At 72.0% G+C, this 25,540-nt stretch carries 24 protein-coding genes and 2 pseudogenes; 8 read left to right on the forward strand and 18 right to left on the reverse strand.

Going from position 1 to position 25,540, the window contains the following annotated elements; genetic code table 11:
• Positions 1–9 precede the first annotated feature (9 nt).
• Genes A3Q37_RS16765 through A3Q37_RS16780 form a run of 4 tightly spaced genes read right to left on the reverse strand, consistent with a single transcriptional unit; the run spans position 10 to position 2,986 of the window.
• Complete coding sequence (locus A3Q37_RS16765; RefSeq protein WP_065485152.1) at positions 10–1,332, reverse strand: NADH-quinone oxidoreductase subunit D; 1,323 nt, start codon at positions 1,330–1,332, stop codon at positions 10–12.
• Complete coding sequence (locus A3Q37_RS16770) at positions 1,332–2,057, reverse strand: NADH-quinone oxidoreductase subunit C (protein WP_065485155.1); 726 nt, start codon at positions 2,055–2,057, stop codon at positions 1,332–1,334. Before A3Q37_RS16770 ends, A3Q37_RS16765 begins: the two co-directional genes overlap by 1 nt.
• Complete coding sequence (locus A3Q37_RS16775; protein ID WP_065485157.1) at positions 2,054–2,608, reverse strand: NADH-quinone oxidoreductase subunit B family protein; 555 nt, start codon at positions 2,606–2,608, stop codon at positions 2,054–2,056. The genes A3Q37_RS16770 and A3Q37_RS16775 overlap by 4 nt, the downstream gene beginning before the upstream one ends.
• A gap of 18 nt (positions 2,609–2,626) precedes the next feature.
• Positions 2,627–2,986, reverse strand: a complete 360-nt coding sequence (locus A3Q37_RS16780; RefSeq protein WP_003967084.1) for an NADH-quinone oxidoreductase subunit A — start codon at positions 2,984–2,986, stop codon at positions 2,627–2,629.
• 823 nt (positions 2,987–3,809) lie between these two features.
• On the opposite strand from A3Q37_RS16780, the gene A3Q37_RS16785 reads away from it, so the two are divergent.
• The gene (locus A3Q37_RS16785) at positions 3,810–4,664 is read left to right on the forward strand and encodes a C40 family peptidase (RefSeq protein ID WP_065485161.1); all 855 of its coding nucleotides are present in this window, start codon (positions 3,810–3,812) and stop codon (positions 4,662–4,664) included.
• Positions 4,665–4,764: 100 nt separating this feature from the next.
• On the opposite strand, the gene A3Q37_RS16790 is transcribed toward A3Q37_RS16785, so the two are convergent.
• From A3Q37_RS16790 to A3Q37_RS36470, 4 genes and pseudogenes are all read right to left on the reverse strand, one after another.
• Positions 4,765–5,985 (reverse strand): triacylglycerol lipase, encoded by a 1,221-nt coding sequence (locus A3Q37_RS16790; RefSeq protein ID WP_065485163.1) that lies wholly within the window; start codon positions 5,983–5,985, stop codon positions 4,765–4,767.
• Between the two features lie 131 nt (positions 5,986–6,116).
• Positions 6,117–7,397, reverse strand: a complete 1,281-nt coding sequence (locus A3Q37_RS16795; RefSeq protein WP_065485165.1) for an MFS transporter — start codon at positions 7,395–7,397, stop codon at positions 6,117–6,119.
• Positions 7,398–7,737: 340 nt separating this feature from the next.
• Complete coding sequence (locus A3Q37_RS37250) at positions 7,738–7,914, reverse strand: hypothetical protein (protein ID WP_176711431.1); 177 nt, start codon at positions 7,912–7,914, stop codon at positions 7,738–7,740.
• Between the two features lie 247 nt (positions 7,915–8,161).
• Positions 8,162–8,413: pseudogene (locus A3Q37_RS36470) on the reverse strand (phosphodiesterase); the annotation flags it as partial.
• Between A3Q37_RS36470 and A3Q37_RS16805 the strand changes: the two are divergent.
• Positions 8,387–8,716, forward strand: a pseudogene (locus A3Q37_RS16805) (CGNR zinc finger domain-containing protein); the annotation flags it as partial. The pseudogenes A3Q37_RS36470 and A3Q37_RS16805 overlap by 27 nt on opposite strands.
• 133 nt (positions 8,717–8,849) lie before the next feature.
• Complete coding sequence (locus tag A3Q37_RS16810; protein WP_079137824.1) at positions 8,850–10,208, forward strand: MFS transporter; 1,359 nt, start codon at positions 8,850–8,852, stop codon at positions 10,206–10,208.
• On the opposite strand, the gene A3Q37_RS16815 is transcribed toward A3Q37_RS16810, so the two are convergent.
• Entirely contained in the window at positions 10,174–11,457 is a 1,284-nt protein-coding gene (locus A3Q37_RS16815; RefSeq protein WP_065485169.1) for a geranylgeranyl reductase family protein, read from the reverse strand. The genes A3Q37_RS16810 and A3Q37_RS16815 overlap by 35 nt on opposite strands.
• Before the next feature lie 97 nt (positions 11,458–11,554).
• Here A3Q37_RS16815 and A3Q37_RS16820 point away from each other — a divergent pair, with 97 nt between their 5' ends.
• Both A3Q37_RS16820 and A3Q37_RS16825 read left to right on the forward strand, forming a co-directional pair.
• Positions 11,555–12,082: a GNAT family N-acetyltransferase gene (locus tag A3Q37_RS16820; RefSeq protein WP_065485175.1), complete on the forward strand. Its 528-nt coding sequence runs from the start codon at positions 11,555–11,557 to the stop codon at positions 12,080–12,082.
• Positions 12,083–12,212: 130 nt separating this feature from the next.
• Positions 12,213–12,650 (forward strand): peptidoglycan-binding protein, encoded by a 438-nt coding sequence (locus A3Q37_RS16825; RefSeq protein WP_141693574.1) that lies wholly within the window; start codon positions 12,213–12,215, stop codon positions 12,648–12,650.
• A gap of 43 nt (positions 12,651–12,693) precedes the next feature.
• Here the strand turns inward: A3Q37_RS16825 and A3Q37_RS16830 are convergent, their stop codons facing one another.
• From A3Q37_RS16830 to A3Q37_RS16850, 5 genes are read right to left on the reverse strand one after another with little or no spacing between them, the layout of a single operon-like run.
• Positions 12,694–13,386 carry a demethylmenaquinone methyltransferase gene (locus A3Q37_RS16830; protein ID WP_065485180.1) on the reverse strand — a complete coding sequence of 231 codons (693 nt, stop codon included), beginning with the start codon at positions 13,384–13,386 and terminating at the stop codon, positions 12,694–12,696.
• 30 nt (positions 13,387–13,416) lie between these two features.
• A complete protein-coding gene (locus A3Q37_RS16835; protein ID WP_065485183.1) occupies positions 13,417–14,340 on the reverse strand; it encodes a TauD/TfdA family dioxygenase in 924 nt (307 codons plus the stop codon).
• A gap of 47 nt (positions 14,341–14,387) precedes the next feature.
• Positions 14,388–15,206: an ABC transporter ATP-binding protein gene (locus A3Q37_RS16840; protein ID WP_065485185.1), complete on the reverse strand. Its 819-nt coding sequence runs from the start codon at positions 15,204–15,206 to the stop codon at positions 14,388–14,390.
• Positions 15,190–16,242, reverse strand: a complete 1,053-nt coding sequence (locus tag A3Q37_RS16845; RefSeq protein WP_065485188.1) for an ABC transporter substrate-binding protein — start codon at positions 16,240–16,242, stop codon at positions 15,190–15,192. Before A3Q37_RS16845 ends, A3Q37_RS16840 begins: the two co-directional genes overlap by 17 nt.
• A 55-nt stretch (positions 16,243–16,297) precedes the next feature.
• On the reverse strand, positions 16,298–17,191 hold the full coding sequence (locus A3Q37_RS16850) for an ABC transporter permease (protein WP_065485190.1): 894 nt from the start codon (positions 17,189–17,191) through the stop codon (positions 16,298–16,300).
• 527 nt (positions 17,192–17,718) lie between these two features.
• On the opposite strand from A3Q37_RS16850, the gene A3Q37_RS16855 reads away from it, so the two are divergent.
• The 3 genes from A3Q37_RS16855 to A3Q37_RS16865 are packed head-to-tail and all read left to right on the forward strand — an operon-like array spanning position 17,719 to position 20,273.
• Positions 17,719–18,228: a SigE family RNA polymerase sigma factor gene (locus A3Q37_RS16855; RefSeq protein ID WP_079137825.1), complete on the forward strand. Its 510-nt coding sequence runs from the start codon at positions 17,719–17,721 to the stop codon at positions 18,226–18,228.
• Between the two features lie 9 nt (positions 18,229–18,237).
• The gene (locus A3Q37_RS16860) at positions 18,238–19,170 is read left to right on the forward strand and encodes a hypothetical protein (RefSeq protein WP_065485195.1); all 933 of its coding nucleotides are present in this window, start codon (positions 18,238–18,240) and stop codon (positions 19,168–19,170) included.
• The gene (locus A3Q37_RS16865) at positions 19,167–20,273 is read left to right on the forward strand and encodes a DUF3152 domain-containing protein (RefSeq protein ID WP_255311833.1); all 1,107 of its coding nucleotides are present in this window, start codon (positions 19,167–19,169) and stop codon (positions 20,271–20,273) included. The genes A3Q37_RS16860 and A3Q37_RS16865 overlap by 4 nt, the downstream gene beginning before the upstream one ends.
• Before the next feature lie 20 nt (positions 20,274–20,293).
• Here A3Q37_RS16865 and A3Q37_RS16870 read toward each other — a convergent pair whose 3' ends face one another.
• From A3Q37_RS16870 to A3Q37_RS16885, 4 genes are all read right to left on the reverse strand, one after another.
• Entirely contained in the window at positions 20,294–20,983 is a 690-nt protein-coding gene (locus tag A3Q37_RS16870) for an imidazolonepropionase-like domain-containing protein (RefSeq protein WP_065485199.1), read from the reverse strand.
• Between the two features lie 7 nt (positions 20,984–20,990).
• The gene (gene mqnC / locus A3Q37_RS16875) at positions 20,991–22,190 is read right to left on the reverse strand and encodes a cyclic dehypoxanthinyl futalosine synthase (protein WP_010060965.1); all 1,200 of its coding nucleotides are present in this window, start codon (positions 22,188–22,190) and stop codon (positions 20,991–20,993) included.
• A 72-nt stretch (positions 22,191–22,262) separates the two neighbouring features.
• Entirely contained in the window at positions 22,263–24,332 is a 2,070-nt protein-coding gene (locus tag A3Q37_RS16880; RefSeq protein WP_065485201.1) for a serine/threonine-protein kinase, read from the reverse strand.
• Between the two features lie 290 nt (positions 24,333–24,622).
• Positions 24,623–25,504, reverse strand: a complete 882-nt coding sequence (locus tag A3Q37_RS16885) for a menaquinone biosynthetic enzyme MqnA/MqnD family protein (RefSeq protein ID WP_065485203.1) — start codon at positions 25,502–25,504, stop codon at positions 24,623–24,625.
• Between the last annotated feature and the right edge of the window lie 36 nt (positions 25,505–25,540).

The following is a 25,540-nucleotide window of genomic DNA, read 5'->3' on the forward strand; positions in this document are numbered from 1 at the left end:
GTGAGGTGGTCACCGGTCGACGCCTCCCATCACGGGGTCGATGGACGCGACGGCGACGATGACGTCGGCGACCTGGCCGCCTTCGCACATCGCCGCCATGGCCTGGAGGTTGGTGAAGGACGGGTCGCGGAAGTGGACCCGGTAGGGGCGGGTGCCGCCGTCGGAGACGACGTGGACGCCGAGTTCGCCCTTGGGGGACTCGACGGCGGTGTACGACTGTCCGGCGGGGACCCGGAAGCCCTCGGTCACCAGCTTGAAGTGGTGGATCAGGGCTTCCATGGAGGTGCCCATGATGTTCCGGATGTGGTCGAGGGAGTTGCCGAGACCGTCGGGGCCGAGCGCGAGCTGGGCGGGCCAGGCGATCTTCTTGTCGGCGACCATGACCGGACCCGGCTCCAGGCGCTCGATGCACTGCTCGATGATCCGCAGCGACTGGCGCATCTCCTCCAGCCGGATGAGGAAGCGCCCGTAGGAGTCGCAGGTGTCGGCGGTGGGGACCTCGAAGTCGTAGGTCTCGTAGCCGCAGTACGGGTCGGTCTTGCGCAGGTCGTGCGGGAGGCCGGCGGAGCGCAGCACCGGGCCGGTGGCGCCGAGCGCCATGCAGCCGGTGAGGTCGAGGTAGCCGACGTCCTGCATACGGGCCTTGAAGATGGGGTTGCCGGTGGCGAGCTTGTCGTACTCCGGCAGGTTCTTCTTCATGGTCTTGATGAACTCGCGCAGTTGGTCGACCGCGCCCGGGGGCAGGTCCTGGGCGAGGCCGCCGGGGCGGACGAACGCGTGGTTCATGCGCAGTCCGGTGAACAGCTCGAAGAGGTCGAGAACCAGTTCACGATCGCGGAAGCCGTAGATCATGATCGTGGTCGCGCCGAGCTCCATGCCGCCGGTGGCGATGCAGACCAGGTGCGAGGAGAGCCGGTTGAGCTCCATCAGCAGCACGCGGATGACGGTGGCCCGGTCGGGGACCTGGTCCTCGATGCCGAGGAGCTTCTCGACGCCCAGGCAGTACGCCGTCTCGTTGAAGAACGGCGTCAGGTAGTCCATGCGCGTGACGAAGGTGGTGCCCTGTGTCCAGTTGCGGAATTCGAGGTTCTTCTCGATGCCGGTGTGGAGATAGCCGATGCCGCAGCGGGCCTCGGTGACGGTCTCGCCGTCGATCTCCAGGATGAGGCGGAGCACGCCGTGCGTGGACGGGTGCTGGGGGCCCATGTTGACGATGATGCGTTCGTCGTCGGACTTCACCGCGGATTCGACGACCTCGTCCCAGTCGCCGCCGGTGACCGTATATACGGTCCCCTCGGTCGTGGCGCGAGGTGTTGCGTGGGGAGTGGTCATCAGGAGTACGACCTCCGCTGGTCCGGAGCCGGGATCTGGGCGCCCTTGTACTCGACGGCGATGCCGCCGAGCGGGTAGTCCTTGCGCTGCGGGAAGCCCTGCCAGTCGTCCGGCATCATGATCCGGGTCAGGGCGGGGTGCCCGTCGAAGACGAGCCCGAAGAAGTCGTACGCCTCGCGCTCGTGCCAGTCGTTGGTCGGGTAGACCGCGACGAGCGACGGGATGTGCGGGTCGCTGTCCGGGGCGGACACCTCCAGCCGGATGATCCGGCCGTGGGTGAGCGAGCGCAGGTGGTAGACGGCGTGCAGCTCGCGGCCCTTGTCGCCCGGGAAGTGGACGCCGCTGACGCCCGTGCAGAGCTCGAAGCGCAGGGCGGGGTCGTCGCGCAGAGTGCGGGCGACCTGGACCAGGTGTTCGCGGGCGATGTGGAAGGTCAGCTCGTCGCGGTCGACGACGGTCTTCTCGATGGCGTTCTCGGGGAGCAGGTCCTGTTCCTCCAGGGCCCCTTCGAGCTCGTCGGCCACCTCGTCGAACCAGCCGCCGTAGGGCCGAGAGGCGGCTCCCGGCAGGGTGACGGTGCGGATGAGGCCGCCGTAGCCGGAGGTGTCGCCGCCGTTGTTCGCGCCGAACATGCCCTTGCGGACGCGGATGACCTCGCCGCCGGTGTCGCGCGGCGCGGGTACGGCGTTGCCGTTCTGTTCCTCGCCGTGGGTGTGGTCGCTCACCGCAGCAGCCCCTTCATCTCGATCAGGGGCAGTGCCTTGAGGGCCGCTTCCTCCGCCTCGCGGGCGGCCTCCTCCGCGTTGACCCCGAGCTTGCCGTCCTGGATCTTCTGGTGGAGCTTGAGGATGGCGTCCAGCAGCATCTCGGGGCGGGGCGGACAACCCGGCAAATAGATATCCACCGGAACAACATGGTCAACGCCCTGCACAATGGCGTAATTGTTGAACATACCGCCCGATGACGCGCAAACCCCCATGGAGATGACCCACTTGGGATTCGGCATCTGGTCGTAGACCTGACGCAGGACGGGCGCCATCTTCTGGCTCACCCGGCCGGCGACGATCATCAGGTCCGCCTGTCGCGGCGATCCGCGGAAGACCTCCATCCCGAACCGGGCCAGGTCGTAGCGGCCGGCACCGGTCGTCATCATCTCGATGGCGCAGCAGGCCAGTCCGAATGTGGCCGGGAAGACGGAGGCCTTCCGTACCCAGCCCGCGGCCTGCTCGACCGTGGTCAGAACGAAGCCGCTCGGCAGTTTCTCTTCGAGTCCCATGGTGTGCCCCTCAGCCCCTCAGTCCCATTCCAGGCCGCCGCGCCGCCACACATACGCGTAGGCGACGAAGACGGTGAGCACGAAGAGCAGCATCTCCACGAGCCCGAAGATCCCCAGGGCGTCGAAGGAGACCGCCCAGGGATAGAGGAAGACGATCTCGATGTCGAAGACGATGAAAAGCATCGCCGTCAGGTAGTACTTGATGGGAAAGCGGCCGCCACCGGCCGGAGTCGGGGTGGGTTCGATACCGCACTCGTACGCTTCGAGCTTTGCCCGGTTGTAGCGCTTGGGGCCGATAAGCGTGGCCATGACCACGGAGAAGATCGCAAACCCTGCCCCGAGGGCGCCGAGCACGAGGATGGGCGCGTAGGCATTCACGCTCCTCGCTCCTTCCAGTCGTCCTTGACCTTTGGACCGCATCGGGCGACCGGCTCGCCACCTCACCAAGATCGTGCACATGTGAGGCAGTTCACAAGCCCGACTGCCCCGCATCCTATGCCCGGCCCCCTGTGATCTGCGACACGGGGTACGACAACGACTTTGTGATCTCCACCACCTGACGAAGGATCATGAAGTCGTATGAGCGGTGATCTTCGTACGCGAAGCGGCCGAGTGATCACGAGACGTGACATTCGATGGTGTTACCGCTGGTCAAAGGCGTGCCGCGCTATCAATGGACGGCCTGTACAAGCAAATTGGCGATGGACGGCCCGGAGGTGATAAGGGACCCGGTCGACTTCGGCGCTCACCCGGACGAGGGGCGGCCGGGACCGAAGGGGACATGTGCGCGCATTCACGAAGTTCCGGAACGGGTGCGGAGCGGGCGCCGGGCGAACCCCTGGAGCGCGCGCCCGGCACTCCCGCGCCGACCGCCCGGAGGGCACTCGCCCCCGGACCCGCCCACGCGCATCGCGGGCGCGAAGGTTGCCCGCCTCGGCGCACCCACACTGTGACCTGTGCCACCCGCTTCCTCGCATCGGGAAACCGGGCTTGGCCATCGGTGTGAACGGATGGTAAGCGACGGGCAATTCGGGCGTATTACCGAAAGGCAGTGATCACGGGCCTGATCGCGACTGCCCGTTTTGCCCGTTACGGCGTCAATAAAGGCGCTCCGAAAGCGGATTCACAGATTCCGAACGTAACTGTGTCGCAACACACGTTTCTTGATGGGACCCCTACAGCCCTGATAGCGCTAGTACCCATGTCCCACACCGCTCACATACCCAGCCACCGGAAGCCCCGTCAGCGCGCCTCGAAGTCGGCACTGCGGGCCGGAGTTGCCGGTGGCTTCCTCAGCACCATCGCGGTCGCGGGTGCCGCCGGTCCGGCCCAGGCCGAGCCGGTGACCCAGACGATCGAGATGCCCACGATCACCGACGGGCTCGCCACCGCTGTCGCCGCCTCCGCTCAGGCCACGCAGCAGGTCGCCCTCGACCTGGAGACGCAGGCCGCGGAGGACGCCGCGGCGAAGAAGGCCGCGAAGACGGCCAAGAAGGCCCACGCCGAGGCCGTTCGCAAGGCCGAGGCGAAGAAGAAGGCCGAAGCCGCCGCGAAGGCCAGGGCCGAGGCGGAGGCCAAGGAGCGCGCCGAGCGCGCCTCCCGGACCGCCGAGCGCACGACGCTCAGCGCCTCCTCCGGCTCCTCGGACTCCGGCAGCTCCGCCGCCGCCTCCGCCCCGTCGTCGTCCTCCTCGAACGTGAGCGGTTCCGCCGCCTCCATCGTGGCGTTCGCCAAGGCCCAGGTCGGTGACGCGTACGTCTCCGGCGGCACCGGCCCGAACGCGTGGGACTGCTCCGGTCTCGTGCAGGCCGCCTACCGCACGGCGGGCATCGACCTGCCGCGCGTCTCGCAGGCCCAGTCGACCGCCGGCACCCAGGTCTCCCTGGACAGCCTCCAGCCCGGCGACATCCTGTACTGGGGCGGCGCGGGCAGCGCGTACCACGTGGCGATCTACGTCGGTGGCGGCGAGTTCGTCGGTGCGCAGAACTCCAGCACCGGCACGGTGCAGCGCTCCCTGGACTACGACCGGCCGACCGGCGCGGTCCGCGTTCTCTGATTCACCGGCGCATTCGTCTCGCGCACGGCCGAGGGCCGCTGCTCCCCCGCCCGGGAGCAGCGGCCCTCGGCCCGTACCGGCGCCTGCCGCACCGCGGTGATCAGCGCGGCAGCCGGTCCAGCAGCCAGGTGCACAGTTCCTCGGTGATGGCCGTGTGCCCGGTGGTTTCGGACGAGCAGAGGAAGTCGTCCAGCTCGCTCTCGTCCGGCGGCAGGTCGTCGATGTTCGCGTACAGGTCCTCGGGCCGGTCGAGGTCGCGGACGGCGACCGCGCTGACCGAGGGCACGAAACAGACGTCCGGGTGGCGCAGGTCCACGGTCGCTCCGGCCTTCTCCAGGGCGGAGGCGAGGATCCGGTACGAGCCGAGCGTGCCGCCCGGGGCGCCGTCGAGCGCCGGGAACCCGCTCGTCTTGATCGTCTTCTCCGCCTTCGGGAAAAGCCGCTTCAGCTCCGCGACGACGGCCTCGTGCCCCTCGGCCTGGGTCAGCAGCTTCGTCCCGGGGTAGACCCGGTCGCCGGTGGAGGCCAGCGCGGTCTGGCCGGGCGGCACGTTCGGCCCCTGACCGTCGCCCCGGCCGTTGGCCACGCCGATCAGGCGGGGGATCCGGGGCCAGCCGCCGACGTCCCGCAGGGCGCCCAGGAACTTCTCCCGCTCGGGGTCCACCCCGATGGAGCCGTCCTGGCTGTTGTAGTGGCGCCACAGCATCTGCCGGGCGGCGGTGCTGTTCATCTGCTTCGCGAAGTCGTTGGGCACCGGGATGAAGTGCGCGAACGCCTGGAGCCCGATCGGGACGACCGCGCCCCGGTGGGGGCTGTCGTAGGAGAAGTACAGCCGCGTGCGGTGGTCGATCCGCTGGTGCTCCAGCCGCGCCAGCGCGTAGCGGGTCACGAGGCCGCCCATGCTGAAGCCGCCGACCGTCAGCGGCGCGTCGCCCAGCTGCTCGGCGGTGGTGCGCATGATGGCGGCGGTGACGGCATGCGCGTTGTCCAGAATGGAGGCGCTGCGCTCGTCGTAGCCGACCAGGATGACGTCATGGCCCCGCCGCCGCAGGTCGCCGACGAGCGGGTGGTTCGCCTCCAGCCCGAGGTAGAGCGCGTCGAGATCGCTGCGCCCCAGGCTGAACCCGTCCGCCATGAGCACCGGCCGCACGATGCCCTGGTGACCGGCCCCGTAGTAGACCCGGGCGAAGCCGCCCGGCAGCGCCCACTCCTCGTCGGCGGCCGGGGCCGTGGCCCCGCCGACCGCCGCGACCGCGGGCGAACCCGCGAGCGCGAACGCTCCGATGGACTTCTCAGCGCTCTCGCCCTGCTGTCCTGACACTGTGTCGCTCCTCCGTCCGCGCACGCGTGGCAGCGGCCCGATGGGCACGGGCTCGGAGACTGCGGAGAGTGCGAGGACCGTCACATCATGGCGACCCTTTGGGGTGCCATATGCGTGTTCTCCGGGCAATGTCACCCTCTCGGGTGGAAAGGCACATCGACACGGCCACGCGCATGCCCCAACTGCCGTGCCCCTTCGGTGAGCAGCGCCAGGACCACCAGTACGGCGCTCACCCAGACCGCCGACCGCTGCCCCAGCCCCGCGTCCAGCGCCAGGCCGCCCGCCCACGGGCCCACCGTCGCCCCCAGGTTGAACGCGGTCGTCGAAAAAGCACCGGCCAGGGTCGGGGCTTCGGGGGCGAGGCCCAGGACCCGGGTGATCAGGGCGGTGCCCGTACCGAAGGCGAGCAGGCCGAGCAGCGGGACCAGGGCCAGGGCGAACACCGGGCTGCCCGCCGTCAGCGCCAGCGCCGACCAGCCGACGGTGAGAGCGGCCATGCCCGTGACGACGACGGCGACCGGGCGGGCGTCCGCGTACCGGCCGGCCACCGTGACCCCGGCGAACGCCCCCGCCCCGAAGAGCCCCAGGGCCACCGGCACCCATCCCGCGCCCAGGCCCGTCTCGCGGGTGAGGAGCGGCTCCAAATAGGAGAACGTGCAGAAGGTCGCCCCCTGCACCAGGGCCATCGTGAGCAGGACCGGCCGCAGCCGGGGGCCGGTGAGGACGCGCAGTTCGTCGCGTACGGCTACGGGAGCGGGCATCGGTGCGGCAGCGGACCCGGGTACGGACGCGGCGCCCCCGCCCGTAACGCCCAAGCCGCCTCGCTCTCCCCGGTCTCCCCGGTCTCCCCGGCCGCCCGGGACAGTGCGGCCGCCCGGGACAGTGCGCAGGACCGCGAGGAAGGCGGGCAGCGAGACGATCGCGACCGCCCAGAAGGCCGATCGCCACCCCCACCGCTCCCCCAGCACCGCGCCGGCCGGTACGCCGACCACGCAGGCGATCGTCACGCCGCCGACCACCACGGCGGTGGCCCGGCCCTTCAGCCGGTCGGGGACCATCGCGACGGCGGTGCTCAGCGCGACCGCCCAGAACCCCGCGTTGGCGAGGGCCCCCACGAAGCGGGTCGCGAGGAGCACCCCGTAACCGGGGGTGAGAGCGCCGACGACGTGGACGGCGACGAACACCGCGAGGAAGAGCAGCAGCGCGCGGCGGCGCGGCCAGGTGCGGCCGGCCAGCGCCATGACGGGTGCGCCGACGACCATGCCGACGGCGAACGCGGAGGTGAGGAGGCCGGCGGCGGAGAGGGAGACGCCGAGGTCGGCGGCGATGCCCGAGAGAAGCCCGGACAGCATGAACTCGGAGGTGCCCTGGGCGAAGACCGCGAGCCCGAGGGCATAGACGGCGAATGGCATGGGTGAGGAGCCCCTTGGACGGAACCGTCGGGTGGACAGACAGACCGGGTGCGGGGATACGGGCCGCGCGGACGGCCGCGCCGGAGGTCCGGCGGGGCGGCGCGAAGAAGTGCCCGGCGCTGAGCTGCTCGGCCGGTGGCACGAATTCCGCGTACGGCGGTGCTTCAGCACGTACGCGAGGGGGAACGGCCCGTACCCGCGGTGATCCGGCGGGCGTGGAACCGTGATGGAGGGGCCGGCGACCCGGGAGGCGTCAGTCGGCGGAGCTCAGCACGGACACGGCCACCGGCACACCGGTGGCCGGAGTCTGTCCGACTCGGGGCTCGTCATGGGCGAGATCCTACCGGCGGCGCGGGCGGCGGTTCGGGCGTTCCTGGTCCCTGGCCGAGGTGGTGGGCGCGGGGAGCGCGTCGTACGCGGCGTCGAAGTCCTCGTCGTCGTCCGGCGCGGTCAGGTCCACGGCGAAGTGGGGCTCCAGGAAGAGGTCCTGGTGCTGGGGCAGGGAAGCGGTGGTCATGGCTGTCTGTCCTTCGGGGTCGAGCAGCGCTGTAGCGGCTTGTTCCGTGCCCCGCAGGCCTGCGTTCGATAAAAGGGGTGCGATATATGAGGGTGCGATGTGGGAGTGCGATATGAGGGTGCGTCAAAGAGAGTGGCACGCACCGCGCGCCGCAACAGCCGGCCCGGGCCACCGACGGGCCCGGCAGGCGCGCAAATCATCGCACACGATCATCTGGGAGGCCGAGGATTAAAACCTGTGGTCCGGATCAGAGGACGACACGGAAGTGGGTGGTCAGCCGCCGGTCCTCGCCCAGGACGTGAAACGCCAGGCCGGGCGGCTGGTCCCGGTCGGCAGGCCGGTCGCCCTCCCAGGGCAGGCGCAGGGTCCAGGTGACGGCGGGACCGACGATCAGGGGGCGGCCCGCGAAGGTCGAGGCGGCGGCCGTGTGGGCGTGCCCGGTGAGGACGGCGACGACCCGCGGATGGGCGTCGAGGAGGCACTGAGGCTGCTCAACGAGGCGGCCGCCCTGGAGCCGGTGGCGCCCCAACTGCGTTGGCCCGCCGGTGAGAACCCCACGTCAGGGCTGCTGTCGGCCGAGGACGACCCGGGCGTACGGCTGGTCGCGGCGCTGGCGCGCGATGCCGTCGACTTCCTGAGCGGGCCGCAGCGCGAGCAGCTGCGCGCCTGCCACGCGCCGCGCTGCGTCCGGTACTTCATCAAGAGCCACGGCCGCCAGGAGTGGTGCAAGCCCTCCTGCGGCAACCGGGCCCGGGTGGCCCGCCACTACGAGCGCACGCGCGAGGCGGCCGGCCGGGACTGAGCCCGAAGGGCCCGTCATTGGCCCGGATTGGCCCAGCTACAAGGCTCTCGAATGGCCCACGGACAGGGCCAACCGCTCCCCTAGATTCGGACCCGGCGCTGGTGGCTGCCCATGCCACGCGTCCGGGACGGTCATGCCTGAGCGCTGGATTCCCGCCGCCGGACCGGCGCGTGGGCTCGCCGTGGCCCAGCTGGTCAACTCGCTGGGGGACGGCGCCTATTACGTCTGTTCCGCGCTGTACTTCTCGCAGGTCGTCGGCCTCTCGGCGGCGCAGATCGGACTCGGCCTGACGGTCGCCTGGGGGGTGGGAGCGGTCGCGGGGGTGCCGCTCGGCAACCTGGCCGACCGTCGAGGGCCGCGCGGGACGGCCGTCGCGCTGGCCGTCGCCACGGCGGTCTGCGTGGCGGCCTTCCTCACGGTGCGGTCGTTCCTCCCGTTCGTGCTCGCGGCCTGCGCCTACGCGACCGCGCAGTGCGGGCTGGCCGCCGCCCGGCAGTCGCTGCTGGCCGGGCTCGTGGGCAGGGGCGAGCGGACCGGCGTACTCGCGCATCTTCAGTCGGCCCTCAACGCCGGGCTGGCGCTGGGGGCGGCGCTCGGCGGGCTGGCCCTGCACATCGGTACGGCCGGTGCCTATCTCACGGTCCTGGCCCTGGACGCCGCCGCGTTCGCGGGGTGCGCGCTGCTGCTCGCGCGGCTTCCGGAGCCGGGGCGCGTGACGGCCCCGGCACGGAAGGACGGGGACTCGGTACCGGAGGACGGGGACCCGGCGCCGGTCCCATCGGTCCTGCGGGACGGGCCGTACGCGCTCGTCGCGGCGCTCAACATGGTCATGCTGCTCCGGATGCCGCTGATCAGCGTGGCCGTCCCGCTCTGGATCGCCGAGCACACCGCCGCGCCGGGCTGGACCGTCTCGGCGCTCCTGGTGCTCAACACCGGGGCCGTGATGCTCTTCCAGGTCCGTACGGCCGCCGCCGTACGCGATCTGCCCAGTGCCGTGCGTACGGTCCGCAGCGGCGGGGTCCTGATGCTGGTCTCGTGCGCCGTCTTCGCCGGCTCCGCGCTGGACGCGCCCCTGTGGGCGCTGTTCGCGGTGCTGCTGGTCGCCGCCGGGCTTCAGGTGTGGGGCGAGATGCGGCAGTCGGCGGGGGCGTGGCAGATCAGCTTCGACCTCGCCCCGGCCGGGAGGCAGGGCCAGTACCAGGGGTTCTTCGGGGCGGGGGTGCCGGTGGCCAGAATGCTCGGGCCGCTGCTGCTGACCACGCTGATCGTCACCTGGGGGCCGCCGGGTTGGCTGGTGCTCGGGGCGCTGTTCCTCGGCGCGGGGGCGGCCATGGGTCCGGCGGTGCGGCGGGCGGAACGAGACCGCCCGACCGCACCGGTCATGGCTTCCGCCGGGCCTTCGACGCCACCTTCGACAGACCGTACCGGGCCTTCGACGCCACCTTCGACAGACCGTTTCAGGCCTTCGGGGCCACCTTCGACAGCCCGTTGATGATGCGGTCCATCGCGTCGCCGCCCTGCGGGTCGGTCAGATTGGCGAGCATCTTGAGCGTGAACTTCATCAGCAGCGGGTGGGTCAGGCCGCGCTGGGTGGCGACCTTCATGACCTTCGGGTTGCCGATCAGCTTCACGAAGGCGCGGCCCATCGTGTAGTAGCCGCCGTAGGTCTCCTTGAGCACCTTCGGGTAGTTGTTCAGGGCCAGTTCGCGCTGGGCGGGGGTGGCGCGGGCGTGTGCCTGGACGATGACGTCGGCCGCGATCTGGCCGGACTCCATGGCGTACGCGATGCCCTCGCCGTTGAACGGGTTGACCATGCCGCCCGCGTCGCCGACGAGGAGGAGGCCCTTGGTGTAGTGCGGCTGGCGATTGAAGGCCATGGGGAGAGCGGCGCCACGGATGGGCATCGTCATGTTCTCGGGGGTGTAGCCCCAGTCCTCCGGCATCGAGGCGCACCAGGCCTTCAGCACCTCGCGCCAGTCCAGCTCCTTGAAGGCGGAGGAGGAGTTGAGGATGCCGAGGCCGACGTTGGAGGTGCCGTCGCCCATGCCGAAGATCCAGCCGTAGCCGGGCAGCAGCCGGTCCTCGGCGCCGCGCCGGTCCCACAGCTCCAGCCAGGACTCCAGGTAGTCGTCGTCGTGGCGGGGCGAGGTGAAGTACGTACGGACGGCGACGCCCATCGGGCGGTCGTCGCGGCGGTGCAGGCCCATCGCGAGGGAGAGCCGGGTGGAGTTGCCGTCGGCGGCGACGACGAGCGGGGCGTGGAAGGTGACCGGGGTCTTCTCCTCGCCGATCTTCGCCTCGACGCCGGTGATCCGGCCCGTGCGCTCGTCGCGGATGGGCGCGCCCACGTTGCAGCGCTCGTAGAGGCGGGCGCCCGCCTTCTGCGCCTGGCGGGCCAGCTGCTCGTCGAAGTCGTCGCGTTTACGGACCAGTCCGTAGTCCGGGTAGGAGGCGAGTTCCGGCCAGTCCAGCTGGAGCCGGACGCCACCGCCGATGATGCGGAGGCCCTTGTTGCGCAGCCAGCCCGCCTCCTCGGAGATGTCGATCCCCATGGCGACGAGCTGTTTCGTGGCGCGGGGCGTGAGCCCGTCGCCGCAGACCTTCTCCCGGGGAAAAGCAGTCTTTTCCAGCAGGAGGACGTCGAGTCCGGCCTTGGCGAGGTAGTAGGCGGTCGTGGAGCCGGCAGGGCCCGCTCCGACGACGATGACATCCGCGCTGTGCTCGGAGAGGGGCTCGGTCACGGTCGGATCTCCCGAAGACTCGAATTCGCGTGCCGCGCGGCACATGTCCCGTGCAGTCTATGGGGGCCTGCGAAACAACCCTCCGAAGGGCTCCCTCATGTCGATCGCGCCTGCCACGCCCCACGCTTCGGCCCCCGCCGTACGCCTCCGTGTTCCGACCGACGAAGACGCCCTGACCTGGTACCGGGTCTTCGACGACCCCGAGGTGATGGAGTTCTTCGGGGGTCGCAGGGCCGATTTCTCCGTGTACGAGGAGCTCACCGCCCGCCAGCGCCGCCACGACGCCGAGCTCGGCTACTGCCTGTGGACGCTCACCGACGAAGCGGACACCGTCCTCGGCTTCACCGGGGCACAGCCGTGGCCGCACACGCATTACGGGCCGGTCGGCGCGATCGAGATCGGCTGGCGCCTGGGGCGTACGGCCTGGGGGCGCGGGTACGCCACCGCCGCCGCCCGCGCCACGCTGGAGCGGGTGCGGGCGGCCGGGGTGGACGAGGTGGTCGCGATGATCCACTCCCGTAACGCCCGGTCGATGGCGGTCGCCGAGCGGCTCGGGATGCGGCGGGCCGAGTCGTACGAGACCCCGCGCGGCGCGGAGGCCGTCTGCTTCCGGCTGGAGTTGTGAGGCGGGTTCCCGGTGGCAGCCGCCAGCCGACCTGGAAGTTTATAGGTTCCGGAACGCGTCGGCGCGCGATGAGATCGGTGTGCGTGCCGTTCCGCCACGCGTCGGACAGAGAATCGGGAGCTGAAGCCACATGAACGTTCGAATGAGATTAGGGGCGACCGCTGCCGCGTTGGGCGCACTTTTCGCCTTCGCGGGCGCCGCTCCTTCCAACGCCGTGCCGCAGGAGGCCGACGCGGCGACAAGCACAGCCGTAGCCGCGGCCGGCCAGTGCCCGTACAGCGGCAGCCACCCGCAGCTGGAGTACGACGACGGGAGGAAGTACTCCGCCGCGGTCAAGCACGCCCAGTGCCTGTTCAACGTCAACAATGTCAAGGCCGGCGGAAAGAAGTGGCTGGTCGAGGACGGCTACTTCGGGTGGAACACCCGATCGGCTATCTGGCGAATCCAGTACGCGTGCAAGATCGACACCGACTACATCGTCGGTCCGAACACATGGAAGTGCCTGCATCTCGACGAGAAGCCGGACCCCGTGCCGGAACCCACCGGGATCTTTCCCGTGAAGCCGTGAAGCTGTGAAGTAACAGCCGCCGTCCTCGCTCCAGAAGCGCGCGTCAGGCGCGGGTGGCCCGGTGCAGGGCCACCACGCCGCCGGTCAGGTTGCGCCAGGCGACGTTCGACCAGCCCGCCTTCTGGAGCAGTGCGGCGAGGGCGGGCTGGTCGGGCCAGTCGCGGATGGACTCGGCGAGGTAGACGTACGCGTCCGGGTTGGACGAGACCGCGCGGGCGGCCGGCGGGATCGCCCGCATCAGGTACTCCGTGTAGACCGTGCGGAACGGGGTCCAGGTCGGCTGGGAGAACTCGCAGATCACGACCCGGCCGCCGGGCTTCGTCACCCGGTACAGCTCGCGCAGCGCGACCTCGGTGTCCTGGATGTTGCGCAGCCCGAAGGAGATCGTGACGGTGTCGAACGTCTCATCCTTGAACGGCAGCCGCATACCGTCGCCCGCCGTGAACGGCATCCACGGGTGGCGTTCCTTGCCGACCTTGAGCATGCCGAGCGAGAAGTCGCACGGTACGACGTAGGCGCCCGCCTTCACGAAGGGCTGCGAGGAGGTCGCCGTACCGGCCGCCAGGTCGAGGATCTTCTGCGCGGGGCGGGCGTCGACCGCCGCCGCGACCGCCTTGCGCCACAGCCGGGCCTGGCCGAGCGAGATCACGTCGTTGGTCAGGTCGTAGTTGGCCGCCACACCGTCGAACATCGAGGCGACTTCGTGCGGCTGCTTTTCCAGGGAGGCTCGGGTCACCCTTCCATTCAAGCAGCCGCGCCACCGCGATCAGTGAGGGCGGTCGCCCGCGATGGCCACGCGCTCCGCGACCCGGCGGTGCGGGGCGTAGTCGTTGACCGCGTAGTGCTGGGTGGCCCGGTTGTCCCAGAACGCGACATCGCCCGCCCGCCAGGAGAACCGCACCTGGAACTCCGGGGCGTGCGCCTGCTGGAACAGCAGCCGCAGCAGCCGGTCGCTCTCCTCCTGCGCGAACCCGACGATCCGCGTGGTGAACGAGGCGTTGACGAAGATCGTGCGGCGGCCGGTGACCGGATGCCGGCGCACCACGGGGTGCTCGACCGGCGGGAACTCCTCCTGGTGCGCCGCCAGCTGCTCCGGCGAATAGAAGCGGGCGAACCCGGGGATGAAGTCGTGCACCGCACGCGCCCCCTCGATGCGCTCCTTCACCTCCTCGGGCAGGTTGTCGTACGCCGCCGCCATGTCCGCCCACAGCGTGTCCCCGCCCACCGGAGGCACCTCGCGCAGCTGGAGGACCGCGCCGAGGGCGGGGCGCTCGCGGAAGGTGACGTCGGTGTGCCAGATGTTCTCAAAGGTGGGGACGGTGGTGCGGTCGAGCCGGGCCACCTCCGGGTCGTCGCCGGTGGCGAGCAGCGGGTTGGTCTCCAGCTCGCCCCAGAGCCCGGCGAACGCGCGCTGCTGCTGCGAGGTGAGGTGCTGGTCGCGGAAGAACAGCACCTTCCACTCCAGCAGCGCCCGGTCCAGCTCGGCGCGCACGGCCGCCTCCAGCGGGCGGGACAGGTCGACGCCGTGGATCTCCGCGCCGATCACCCGGCCGAGCGGGACCAGCCGGAAGCGCTCGTACGGGCGGTCGGCCCAGCCCTCCGGGACGCGGCGCAGCTCGCGCGGGCCCTCGTAGAGGCCGTCGGCGGGGATGCGGGCCTCGCGCAGGACGGGGGTCGTCGCGGTGGTCATAGTCCTTCTCCTCTCGTTGTACGGGAATGTCGGCTTGTACGGGGGTGTCAGCTGGCCGCTTCGCGTACCGCTGTGCCGATCTCGGCGCGCAGCGCGGCGTACGCGGGCAGTCCGCGCAGTTCGTCGGGGTCGGCGCCGGTACGCGGCAGGTCGATGGGTACGTCCAGGGCGACGGTCCCCGGACGGTTGGTGAGGACGATCGCGCGGGTGCCGAGGAAGACCGCCTCGTCGACGCTGTGGGTGACGAAGACCGACGTGGTCCCGGTCTCGGCGCTCACCGTGCGCAGGTCCTCCTGGAGCCGCTCCCGGGTCAGCGCGTCCAGCGCGGCGAACGGCTCGTCGAGCAGCAGGAGCCGCTTGCCGCCCGCCAGGGCCCGGGCGATGGCGACGCGCTGCTGCTGGCCGCCGGAGATCTGCCAGACGCGGCGGCCCGCCGTGTCCGCGAGCCCGACCCGCGCCAGCAACCCCGCGATCCGCTCCGGCCGTTCGGCCCGGGGCACGCCCGCGTACTTCAGCGCGAGGCCGATGTTGTCGCCGACCGTCCGCCAGGGGAAGAGGCGCGGCTGCTGGAACACGATGCCCGCCTGGTCGCCCGGTTCGGGGCGCTCCCCGAACACCTCGACCGCGCCTTCGGTGGCCTGCTCGAAGCCCGCGATCAGCCGCAGCAGGGTGCTCTTGCCGCAGCCGGAGGGGCCGACGAGGACCAGGAACTCACCGGCCGGGATGTCCAGGGAGAGCGGGCCGAGGGCGGTGACCGCGTCCGCGCCCCGGCCGTAGGAGTGCCGGACACCGGTCACGGAGACGACGGGGGCGGCTTCGTGTGCCGCCGGGGCCGGTGCCTTCTCCGTGTCAGGGGCTGACGGCATCGCTGAGCCCTTCCGCGTGGACGGCCTTGCGCAGGGCCTCGATGTCCGGCGCCGCGTCGATCTGCTTCTGGTCGACGAGGAACTGCGCGGCGCTGTGCAGGTTGTCCGCCAGGCCGCCCACCTTGCCGGGGGTGCCGAGCCACTTGGCATCCGCCTGTTCGGCGGGCTTGAGGAAGATGCCCTGCTTCAGCTGGGAGCCTGCCTCGGCCGGGCTGATGCCGAGCTGCTTGCCGACCGCGGCCGACGCGGCGTCGGGGTCGTCGTGGATCAGGTCGAGCGCCCGCGCCTGGGCCTTGCGCCAGGCGGGCAGCACGTCGGGGTGGGCCTTGAGGAAGCGGGTGGCGGCGACCCCGAGGTCCAGGGTCGGCTTGCCGCCGGCGGCGAGTTCGCGGCTGGAGACGATGACCTTGCCGGTCTTCTTCAGCTCCTCCAGCGTCGGCAGCCAGACGTACGTGGCGTCGATGTCGCCGCGCGTCCAGGCGGCCAGGATGTCCTGCGGCTCCAGGTCGAGGAGCTGGACCTTCGAGGCGTCCACCCCGGCCTGGTCGAGCGCGGCGAGCAGGCTGTAGTGGGAGGTGGAGCTGAACGGGGTGGCGACCTTCTTGCCCTCCAGGTCCTTCACCGAGGAGACCTTGGAACCGTTACGGGCGACGAGCGCCTCGTTGTCCCCGGCGACGTCGAGCACCCACGTGACCTCGTACGGGATGTTCAGCGGCGCGGAGAGCCCCCGGGCCACCGGGCTGGAGCCGATGGCCGCGAGATCCACGGACCCGGCGACGAACGCGGTGTTGATGCTGGCACCCGAGTCGAACTTGGTCCACTTGATGTCGTAACCGGGCAGCGCCTTCTCCAGCCAGCCCTTCTCCTTGACGATCAGGTCGCCGCTGGGGAACGCCTGGTAGGCGATGCGTATCGTCTTGCCGCCGTCGCCCCCGTCGCCGGAGCCGCCGCCCTTGCCGCACGCCGTCACCGCCAGCAGGGCGCCGAGGGTGACGGCGAGGAAGGTGAGGCGGAGCGGGCCGCGTGTTCGGGGCATGTGCGTGTCCTTCGTACGGAAGTGGAGTGGGCGGGCGGAACGAGGAGTGGTCGGGTTACGCGTGGCTGCGCCACGGGGCGAGGCGGTCGGCCAGCAGGCGCAGGGCCGCGTCGATGAGCAGGCCGGAGACGCCGATGGCGAAGAGGCCGAGCACGACGGTGTCGGACTGGTTGTAGCGCTGGGCGTCCCGGATCAGGCCGCCGATGCCGGGCAGCCCGTTGACGGTCTCGGCGGCGACGACGGAGGAGTACGCGATGCCGAAGGCGAGCCGGACGCCGACCAGGATCTCGGGGAGCGCGGAGGGCAGGACGACGGAGGTGACGACCTGTCCGCGCCGGGCCCCGATCGCCCGGGCCGCCTCGACCAGGGCCGTCGGCGCGGAGGCCACGGCGGACGCGGTGGCGACGGCGACCGGCGGCATGGCGGCGATGGCGAGCAGCCACAGCTTGGGGGCCTCGTCGATGCCGAACCAGATGATCAGCAGGCTGAAGTAGGCGAGCGGGGGCAGGGTGCGCAGGAACGCCACCGCGGGCTCCAGCACCACCCGTACCCACGGCAGCGTCCCCATGAGGACGCCGAGCACGAGCCCCGCGGCCACGCCCGCACCGGCCCCGACGAGGATCCGGCGCAGGCTGATCCCGAGGTGTTCGATCAGGGTGTGCCCCTGGTAGCCCCGGACGCCGTCGTGCGTGCCGGAGGTCTCCAGCAGCGCCCGCCACACGGCGGCGGGCGAGGGCACCAGCACCGGTGACCACAGCTGGAGCGCGGTCACCAGCTGCCAGCCGCCGAGCAGGACGGCGAGCGCGAGGACGCGCAGTCCGATGCGGCGCAGCAGGGCGGCGCGTTCGGGACGGCGCCGGCGGCGGCCGTCGCCCGCGTTCGGCGGGCCCGGGGGTACGGGAGCGGCGGCTTCGGCGGTCCGTTCCCGCAGGGACGGGGAGGTCGGCATGGAGGGGTCTCCGGGGTCATGGAGCCTCGCCGACCTGACGGGAAGCGGGAGGCGGCAGGAGGCAGGCCGGGAGGACGGGAGGACACACGAGGGGGCGGCACGGAGCACGCGGGGACGCGGGACGCGAGGGACGACGGGACCCGGAGAGGGATCAGGCGCGAAGGACGCGGATACCGGGGACGCGCGCAGGCATCACGTGGGCATCGCGGAGGATGCCGCGGCCGGCATCAACAGGATGCGCTGGAGACGCGGCAGAGATCGATGTGGAGGCACTCCACCAGAAAACGATCGACTGTCACGGGCGCTGTTCTAGCACAGCGCTTCGAGCGGACACCAGGCCTCACCAGGGAGTGAGACGCCCCCGGACCGATACGTGGACGGGGCGACAGCCCCGTGGGCGGACGGCGCACACACCGTCTCGAACCTTTCTTCACTCCTCTTCAACCTTTTCGGCACACGGGTGCTCTGTAACGGGTGGGGGTCGAGGAGAGAGGGGAGGGCGGATGCCGGCAGGGGCTCAGCCCGCCATGGCGGACGGCGAGCGCGCCGCGTTCGAGGCGTACGCCAGGACCGGGCAGCGCCGGCTGTACCGGACGGCCTACCTGCTGTGCGGAGACACCGAGGGTGCGCAGGACCTGACGCAGACGACGCTCGCCAAGCTGTTCCAGCACTGGCGCAGGGCGAGCCGGGCGGACAACCTCGACGCCTACGCCAAGACCGTCCTGGTGCGCACCTTCGTGGCCGAACGCCGCCGCTCCGTACGGGATCTGCTCGCCCACAACCGCAACGCGCCCCGCCCGCACCCCAATCCCGCGCCGGGCGCCGACCTCCGGGTCACCCTGCTCGGCCTCCTCGCCGAACTCCCGCCCCGGGCACGGGCGATGGTCGTCCTGCGCTACTGGGACGACCTGAGCGTGGAGACCGTGGCGTCACTGCTGCGGTGCAGCGAGTCCACGGTGAAGAGCCAGTGCTCGCGTTCGCTCGTCCGCCTGCGCGCCCGGATGGGCGACGTCCAGCTCTACTCCACCGGAAGCTGAGGGCCGGCCATGACCCCTGAACCGCGCAAGCACCTGCCGCCGCCCCGGACGCGTGACGAAGAACGGTCCCGGGACGAGGAGTTGTTCCGCGATGCCCTGCACCGGACCGTCGGCGCCCTGTCCCTCCAGCCCGATCTGGTGTCGGACGCCGTCCGGGAGGGCCACCGGCGGCGGGCCAGGAGCCGGGGGTACGCGGTCGCGGGCGCGTTCGTCGCGGTGACGGCGCTGACCCTGGGCCTCTCCGTGCTCGGCCCCTTGCTGCTGTCGGGCCCGGACCCGGAGCCCGTACCGCCCGCCGGACCGTCCCTCTCCCTGTCCGCCACCCCGCCCACCTCGTCCCCCCGACGTACGGAGCAGTCCCCCGACATGCCGAGCACCACCGCCACCCCCGTGCCGACGGAGTCCGCACCCCCCGGGCCGCCCGCGCCCTCCCTCTCCGTCCCGCCCGGGCTCGGCCCCGAGGAGGCGCAGCGCCTGGAGGAGTTCCGGCAGCGGGCGGCCCGGGCCCTGGACGCCCTGCTGCCCGCGTCGGTCGGGGCCGTACGACCGGCCGGCGACGATCCGGGGAGCTACGCGGGGCGGCGCGGCGACGTCGTGCACGCGGTGCGCCTGTCGGTGCGCCCGGATCCGGGGAGCCCCGAGCCCGCCTGCCGGGACATCCCGGAGAAGGGGCTGACCTGCGAGGCGGTCACCCTGGACGACGGCACCCCCGCCCGGGCCCACCGGCGGACCCTCGCGGACCGGGCGGTCACGGAGGTCTCCCTCCACTACCGGTCCGGCCGCAGCACGGTGGTGCTGTCGGTGTCGCCCGCGCGGTCCGGGGCGGGCGGCACACCTGTCACCGCCGGGGACCTCGTCCGGGTCGCCGAGAGCCCGCGGTTCCGGGAGCTGATGACGTACGCCGACGAGAACCCGCTGGCGTGGGGCGGGGCCGCCTCGTGACGCGCCGCCGCACGACCGGCACGCTGCCGCCCGCGTACGGGGAGCCGGTGCGCGACGAGGACACGTTCCGGCTGCGGTTGCCGCCGCCCCGGGCCGCGGGGGACATGGGCAACGGCTCGCCGCCCGCGCCCCGTTCGGGCTCCCGCGCCGGGTCCGGGTCTGGGTCCAGGCCCCTTTCGGGCTCCCGGTCCGGATCCCGGCCCGGGTCCGGGTCCAGGTCCGCTTCCGAGCCCAGGTCCCGGTCCCGATCGGCGGCACGGTCGCGGGTGCGACGGCGGCAGCGGAACCGGCGGCGGGTTCTCTCGCTGACCGTGCTGGTGCTCGCTGCGGTGGCGGGCGCGGCGCTCCTCGTCGGCCGCCCCTGGCTGGACGAGGGCGGCCCGGCCGATGCGGCCCCCGCCCAGGCGGGCGGACCGGACAACGCGTCCGAGCCGCTGGAGGACGCCCCCGCGCCCACATCCCCGCCGACCCCGACGCCGTCCGCCTCGGCCGATGGGGACGCGTCCCGGGAACGGGAAGACGACGCCCTCGGCCCCGAGGACATCCCCGCCTCGGGTCCCGGCACCTTCACCGTGGCCCGCGCGGGCGTCACGTCGAAGGGCAGGGGCAGCGCCTACCGGGTCGAGGTGGAGAACGGCATCGGCGTCGACCCCGACCGGGCCGCCGAGGACATCGCCGCGATCCTGGCCGACCCGCGCGGCTGGAGCCACGGCGGCGAGCGCTCGTTCCGCCAGGTCGCCGACGGCTCGGCCGGGCTGGTGATCCGCATCGCCACCCCGGCGACCACGGACCGGATGTGCGGCGCGTACGGCCTGAACACGCGCGGCGAGGTCAACTGCCGGGGCGGCGAGAAGGTGATGGTCAACCTGAAGCGCTGGCAGCTGGGTTCACCGCAGTTCGACGGGCCCGTCTCCGAGTACCGGGCGCTGATCGTGAACCACGAGGTCGGCCACTGGCTGGGGCGCGGCCATGAGACCTGCCCGGGGAAGGGGCGTCCCGCGCCCGCGATGATGCAGCAGATCAACGGGCTGAAGGGCTGCGTCGCCAACGCCTGGCCGTACGACGCGAAGGGACGCTACCTGGGCGGCCCGAAGGTGCCCTGACGACCACGGGGGCTCCGGTCTCAGCGGGCGCGGTGCACGAGCCGCCCCGCGAGCACGGTCGCCACGCAGGGCCAGGGCCCGCCCCCGTACAGCGCCGCCTCGTCGGGCACATCGAAGACCGCGAGGTCGGCCCGGCCGCCCACGGTCAGCGGTCCGTGCGCCGTACGCGCCAGATCGCCGCCCGCCGCGAAGGGATCCAGGTCCGGCACCCCTTCCCGTACGGGCAAAAGCTCCCCGGGCTCCTCCCGTACGGGCACGGGCGCCGGCGCGGCCTGGACGACCAGCCCCGACCGGGCGACGGCCGTGCGCAGCGCCGGGTCGTCCGCGCCGAACGGGCCCGCCACCTGCGTGGTGCCGTGGCGCAGCATCCGCTGGAGCCCGCGCCGTACGCTGCCGGCCCGCCGGGTCGCGTCCATCGTCATCGCCAGCCGCTCGAATTCCTCGCCCCAGAGCGGGAGTTCGCCCAGCTCGTCGGCCTCGCGCGGGTCCGGGTGGTAGCAGCGGGTGAGCAGCTCCCGGGCCCGGTCCTGGCGGAGTCCGGGCGTGAGGAGGCCGGGCCAGCGGCGGACCCGGGCGGCCGGGTGCGCGGCGGCGACCTCCTCGTACGGGCCGAGAGCGGCGATCCGGTCGCCGTCCACCGCGACCGCACCGTCCGCGACGGCCGCCGCGCCCACCGGAAGGACCAGGGGCGCGGCATGAATCGTCAACATGGATACGTCAGTTGGCGTTGAGGAGCTTCAGCTCCGGGTGGGCCGTGCCGCCCTCGATCGCGGTGGACGAGATGTGCGAGACGACGCGCTCGTCGACCGGGTCGTTGGCCGGGTCGTCGTGCACGACGAGGTGTTCGTACGTCGTGGCGCGCTGGGCGGGGACGCGGTCCGCCTTGCGGATCAGGTCGATGATCTCCAGCCGGTTGGAGCGGTGCTTGGCGCCGGCCGAGGAGACGACGTTCTCCTCCAGCATGATCGAGCCGAGGTCGTCCGCGCCGTAGTGCAGGGAGAGCTGGCCGACCTCCTTGCCGGTGGTCAGCCAGGAGCCCTGGATGTGGGCCACGTTGTCGAGGAAGAGCCGGGCGATGGCGATCATCCGCAGGTACTCGAAGAGCGTGGCCTGCGTGCGGCCCTTCAGCTTGTTGTTCTCCGGCTGGTAGGTGTACGGGATGAAGGCGCGGAAGCCGCCCGTACGGTCCTGGACGTCCCGGATCATCCGCAGGTGCTCGATCCGCTCGGCGTTGGTCTCGCCGGTGCCCATCAGCATGGTGGAGGTCGACTCGACCCCGAGGCCGTGCGCGATCTCCATGATCTCCAGCCAGCGCTCGCCGGACTCCTTGAGCGGGGCGATGGCGGTGCGCGGCCGGGCGGGCAGCAGCTCGGCGCCCGCGCCGGCGAAGGAGTCGAGCCCGGCGGCGTGGATGCGGCTGATGGCCTCCTCGGCGGAGACCTTCGAGATCCGGGCCATGTGCTCGATCTCGGAGGCGCCGAGCGAGTGGATGACCAGCTGCGGGTACGCCTTCTTGATCGCGGAGAAGTGCTCCTCGTAATACTCCACGCCGAAGTCCGGGTGGTGGCCGCCCTGGAACATGATCTGGGTGCCGCCCAGCTCCACGGTCTCCGCGCAGCGGCGCAGGATGTCGTCGAGGTCGCGGGTCCAGCCCTTGTCGGTGGCCTTGGGCGGGGCGTAGAAGGCGCAGAACTTGCAGGCCGTGACGCACACGTTGGTGTAGTTGATGTTGCGCTCGATGATGTACGTCGCGATGTGCTCCGTACCGGCGTAGCGGCGGCGGCGTACGGCGTCGGCGGCGGCGCCCAGCGCGTGCAGCGGCGCGGACCGGTAGAGGTCGAGCGCCTCCTCCGGGGTGATCCGACCGCCTTCGGCGGCTCGGTCGAGGACGGGCTGAAGGTCGGCCTTCTCGGTCACCGGGCTGTCACCTTTCGGCGGTTTTGCTGACGATCCACGGACCGATCCAGCGTACGCCAGCCCGGTGCGCCGTCAGCCGCCGGACCTGGTGAGCTTCCCGTACGGGAGACCGGCGCCGCGTTCCTTCGAGCGGTAGTCGAGGGTCCCGTCGTCGGCGAGCCGGAAGACGAGGTCGGCCTCGGTGGTGGTGCACAGGCCGGGGGTGCTGGGGCGGTCCGGGTCGGTGGTCTCGCGGATGTTCAGCTCCTTCGCGGTGCCGGAGGTGAGGGTGCCGACGCTGTTGCAGGTGACGGTGATGCCGAGCTGGGAGATGGTCGTGCTCATCCGGACGACCCGCTCGCCGCGCTTCCCGTCGGTGAAGACGGCGGTGAGCGTGCCGTGGGGCTCACCGGTCGTCTTCTCCGTGATCGGCCCCTTCCACGTGCCCACGTACGCCTTCGGCAGGGCGGCCGCCGGGGCCTCGCTCGCGTCGCCGTCGGACTCGGAGGGCGTCGGCTTCCCGGAGGCGGGCGGGGAGGCGGTGACGGTCGCGGCCGGCGGGTTGGCCGCGCTGTCGCTGCCCTGGTCGGCGTCGCCGCCCGGGAAGAGGCCGTCGAGCAGGCCCGTACCGATCGTGACGGCGGCGAGCGCGCCCGCCACGGCCAGGGCGACAGTGCAGCTGACCCGGCGGCCGCGGCGCTCGCCGGAGGTCTGCCGGTTCTCGGCGCTGACGGTGAGGGAGAGGCGGGGGTCGCCGCCGCGCTGCCCCGGCAGGCCGCTCGTGCCGTGGGTGCCGTGCGTGCCGTCGCCGCCCTGGCGGTAGGTCCCGGCGTGCGCCGGGAGCGGGGGTCCGGTGGGGGCGGACCTGGCGCGCGGAGGCAGCGGGGGCGGAGGAGGGGGCGGCGTCCCGTAGTCGTCCTGATCGTCCTGCGGATGCGGCGTCCCGTACGCGTCGTCCTGGGGGTGCGGCGCCCGGAACGGCACGTCCTGCGGCGCTTCCTGGGGGGTCTCCTGGGGCGCTTCCCGCAGGGCTTCCGCCGGATGGGGTGTCCGGTTCGGCGCTTCCTGTGAGGCTTCCCGTGGACGCGGTGTGCCGTACGCCGCTTCCTGCGGGTTCGGGACGGGCGGACCGAATTCGCCGGCCCGGCCCTGGGCGGCCTCCCCCGGCCGGGGCCTGGGGCCGGGCCCCGGCCCCGTGCCCGGCCCCATCCCCGCCCCCAGTGACGCGCTGCTGAACGGCACGGGCCCCGACTGCACGGGCGCGTCCTGCGGTTCCAGGTCCAGCAGCGCCACCGCCGACCGGCTCACCTCGCGCACCAGCCGGCCCGGCAGCCAGCCGCCCGCCACCATCGCCGCCGCCCCGCCGGGAGCGAGCGCCCGGGCGAGGTCGGCCGGGGCGGGCCGGTCCGCCGGGTCCTTGGCGAGGCAGCCCGCGACCACCTCGCGCAGCTCGCCCTCCAGATCGCCCAGTTCGGGTTCCTCGTGGACCACCTTGTAGAGGAGGACGGCGGAGGAGTCGCCGGGGAAGGGGGCGGCGCCCGTCGCCGCGTACGCGAGGACCGCGCCCAGCGAGAAGACGTCGGCCGCGCCGGAGACGTCCCGGCCCCGGATCTGCTCGGGCGCCATGTAGCCGGGCGAGCCGACGGAGACCCCGGTGGAGGTGAGCGAGACGGTCGCGCCGAGGGCCCGGGCGATGCCGAAATCGATGAGGCGGGGGCCGTCGAGGGCGAGCAGCACGTTGGAGGGCTTCACATCGCGGTGGACGATGCCCTGCCCGTGGACGACGGCGAGCGCCTCGGCGAGGCCCGCGCCCAGGGTGCGTACCGCGTGCTCGGGCAGCGGTCCGTGCTCGGTGATCGCCTGGGAGAGCGGGGGACCTGCGACGTAACCGGTGGCCACCCACGGCACCGGGGCGTCCGGATCGGCGTCCAGGACCGGGGCCGTCCACTGGGCGCCGATCCGCCGGGCGGACTCCACCTCGCGCCGGAACCGGGCCCGGAACTGCTCGTCGAGGGCGAAGTGGGGGTGGACCACCTTGACCGCGACCGTACGTCCGCCCGCGCTGCGGCCGAGATAGACCCGGCCCATACCGCCCGCGCCGAGCCTGCCGAGCAGCCGGTAGGCACCGATGGTGTGCGGTTCGCCCGCTTCCAGCGGCTGCATATGGACTCCCCCTGTGAACCCTGTGATGCCTGCGGACGGTGAAACCGTGGACGGTAATCCCTGTTGGCCGGTCCGGACCCGGACCGAAGCCTAGGGGGCGCCACCGGCGCGGTCACCGGGAAACGGCCGGACCATTCCCCCTTCTCCGGTCAGGAGGGGATCTTTTCGCCCCGGGGAAAGGCGCGAATGTGTTGTTCCGCAGCCCACCATTCACTGCCCCGTACGCCTATCCGGCAGACCTCTCCGCGAAGGGGAAAGGGAATTCCCCTTTCCCGGGTGGGCCACCGGCTTCAGACGCCGAGCAGCTCCACCCGGACGTCCGCCGGGTAGCCGGTGTCCGCGCCCGTGCGGCGGGCGAACTCGCGGACGCCGGCCAGCTGGTCCGGGCCGAAGCGGAAGTCGAGCGTCGTGAAGTACTGCTCCAGCACCGCCGCGTCGAAAGCCTCCCAGCGGGCCGCCTGCTCCGCGACCTTGGTGACCTCCTCCAGGGAGAGGTCCCGGGAGGCCAGGAATGCCTCGTGGACCTTGGCGGCCGTCTCGGGGTGCGCGGCGAGGAAGTCCTTGCGGGCCGCCCAGACGGCGAAGACGAACGGCAGCCCCGTCCACTCCTTCCACATCTGGCCCAGGTCGTGGACCTGGAGCCCGAGCCGGGGGGCGTCGTGGAGGTTGGCGCGCAGCGCGGCGTCGCCGATCAGCACGGCGGCGTCCGCTTCCTGCATCATCAGGCCCAGATCGGGCGGGCAGGTGTAGTAGTCGGGCCGGACGCCGTACCGTTCGGCCAGCAGCAGCTGGGCCAGCCGCACCGAGGTGCGGGAGGTCGAGCCGAGCGCCACCCGGGCCCGGTCGAGCTGCTCCAGCGGGAGCTGGGAGACGATCACGCAGGACATGACGGGCCCGTCGCAGCCGACCGCGATGTCGGGGAAGGCCACCAGATCGTCGGCGTTGCGCAGGTACTCCACGAGGGTGACCGGGCCGATGTCCAGGTCTCCCCCGATCAGCTGCTCGCTGAGCCGCTCCGGGGTGTCCTTGGAGAGCTCCAGGTCGAGCAGGGTTCCCGTCCGCGCCAGGCCCCAGTAGAGGGGCAGGCAGTTCAGGAACTGGATGTGGCCGACGCGGGGCCGGCTGCGACGGTCGTCGTCGCCTTCGCGGGGGGAGACGGTTGAATTGTCCACATCGCGAGGCTAGACCCGCATCCGGCCACCGGCACC

Origin of the sequence: Streptomyces sp. PTY087I2, from assembly GCF_001687325.1 — a bacterium.
Classification (GTDB): domain Bacteria; phylum Actinomycetota; class Actinomycetes; order Streptomycetales; family Streptomycetaceae; genus Streptomyces.

What these genes read in the sequence shown, in the direction of transcription:
- A3Q37_RS16835 (WP_065485183.1), bottom strand. Translation starts at nt 14,340, where the DNA reads ATGACCACCGCGACGACCCCCGTCCTGCGCGAGGCCCGCATCCCCGCC.
- A3Q37_RS16775 (WP_065485157.1), bottom strand. Translation starts at nt 2,608, where the DNA reads ATGGGACTCGAAGAGAAACTGCCGAGCGGCTTCGTTCTGACCACGGTC.
- A3Q37_RS16785 (WP_065485161.1), top strand. Translation starts at nt 3,810, where the DNA reads ATGTCCCACACCGCTCACATACCCAGCCACCGGAAGCCCCGTCAGCGC.
- A3Q37_RS16840 (WP_065485185.1), bottom strand. Translation starts at nt 15,206, where the DNA reads ATGCCGTCAGCCCCTGACACGGAGAAGGCACCGGCCCCGGCGGCACAC.
- A3Q37_RS16795 (WP_065485165.1), bottom strand. Translation starts at nt 7,397, where the DNA reads ATGCCATTCGCCGTCTATGCCCTCGGGCTCGCGGTCTTCGCCCAGGGC.
- A3Q37_RS16765 (WP_065485152.1), bottom strand. Translation starts at nt 1,332, where the DNA reads ATGACCACTCCCCACGCAACACCTCGCGCCACGACCGAGGGGACCGTA.
- A3Q37_RS16820 (WP_065485175.1), top strand. Translation starts at nt 11,555, where the DNA reads ATGTCGATCGCGCCTGCCACGCCCCACGCTTCGGCCCCCGCCGTACGC.
- A3Q37_RS16850 (WP_065485190.1), bottom strand. Translation starts at nt 17,191, where the DNA reads ATGCCGACCTCCCCGTCCCTGCGGGAACGGACCGCCGAAGCCGCCGCT.
- A3Q37_RS16880 (WP_065485201.1), bottom strand. Translation starts at nt 24,332, where the DNA reads ATGCAGCCGCTGGAAGCGGGCGAACCGCACACCATCGGTGCCTACCGG.
- A3Q37_RS16845 (WP_065485188.1), bottom strand. Translation starts at nt 16,242, where the DNA reads ATGCCCCGAACACGCGGCCCGCTCCGCCTCACCTTCCTCGCCGTCACC.
- A3Q37_RS16860 (WP_065485195.1), top strand. Translation starts at nt 18,238, where the DNA reads ATGACCCCTGAACCGCGCAAGCACCTGCCGCCGCCCCGGACGCGTGAC.
- A3Q37_RS16870 (WP_065485199.1), bottom strand. Translation starts at nt 20,983, where the DNA reads ATGTTGACGATTCATGCCGCGCCCCTGGTCCTTCCGGTGGGCGCGGCG.
- A3Q37_RS37250 (WP_176711431.1), bottom strand. Translation starts at nt 7,914, where the DNA reads ATGACCACCGCTTCCCTGCCCCAGCACCAGGACCTCTTCCTGGAGCCC.
- A3Q37_RS16810 (WP_079137824.1), top strand. Translation starts at nt 8,850, where the DNA reads ATGCCTGAGCGCTGGATTCCCGCCGCCGGACCGGCGCGTGGGCTCGCC.
- A3Q37_RS16855 (WP_079137825.1), top strand. Translation starts at nt 17,719, where the DNA reads ATGGCGGACGGCGAGCGCGCCGCGTTCGAGGCGTACGCCAGGACCGGG.
- A3Q37_RS16825 (WP_141693574.1), top strand. Translation starts at nt 12,213, where the DNA reads ATGAACGTTCGAATGAGATTAGGGGCGACCGCTGCCGCGTTGGGCGCA.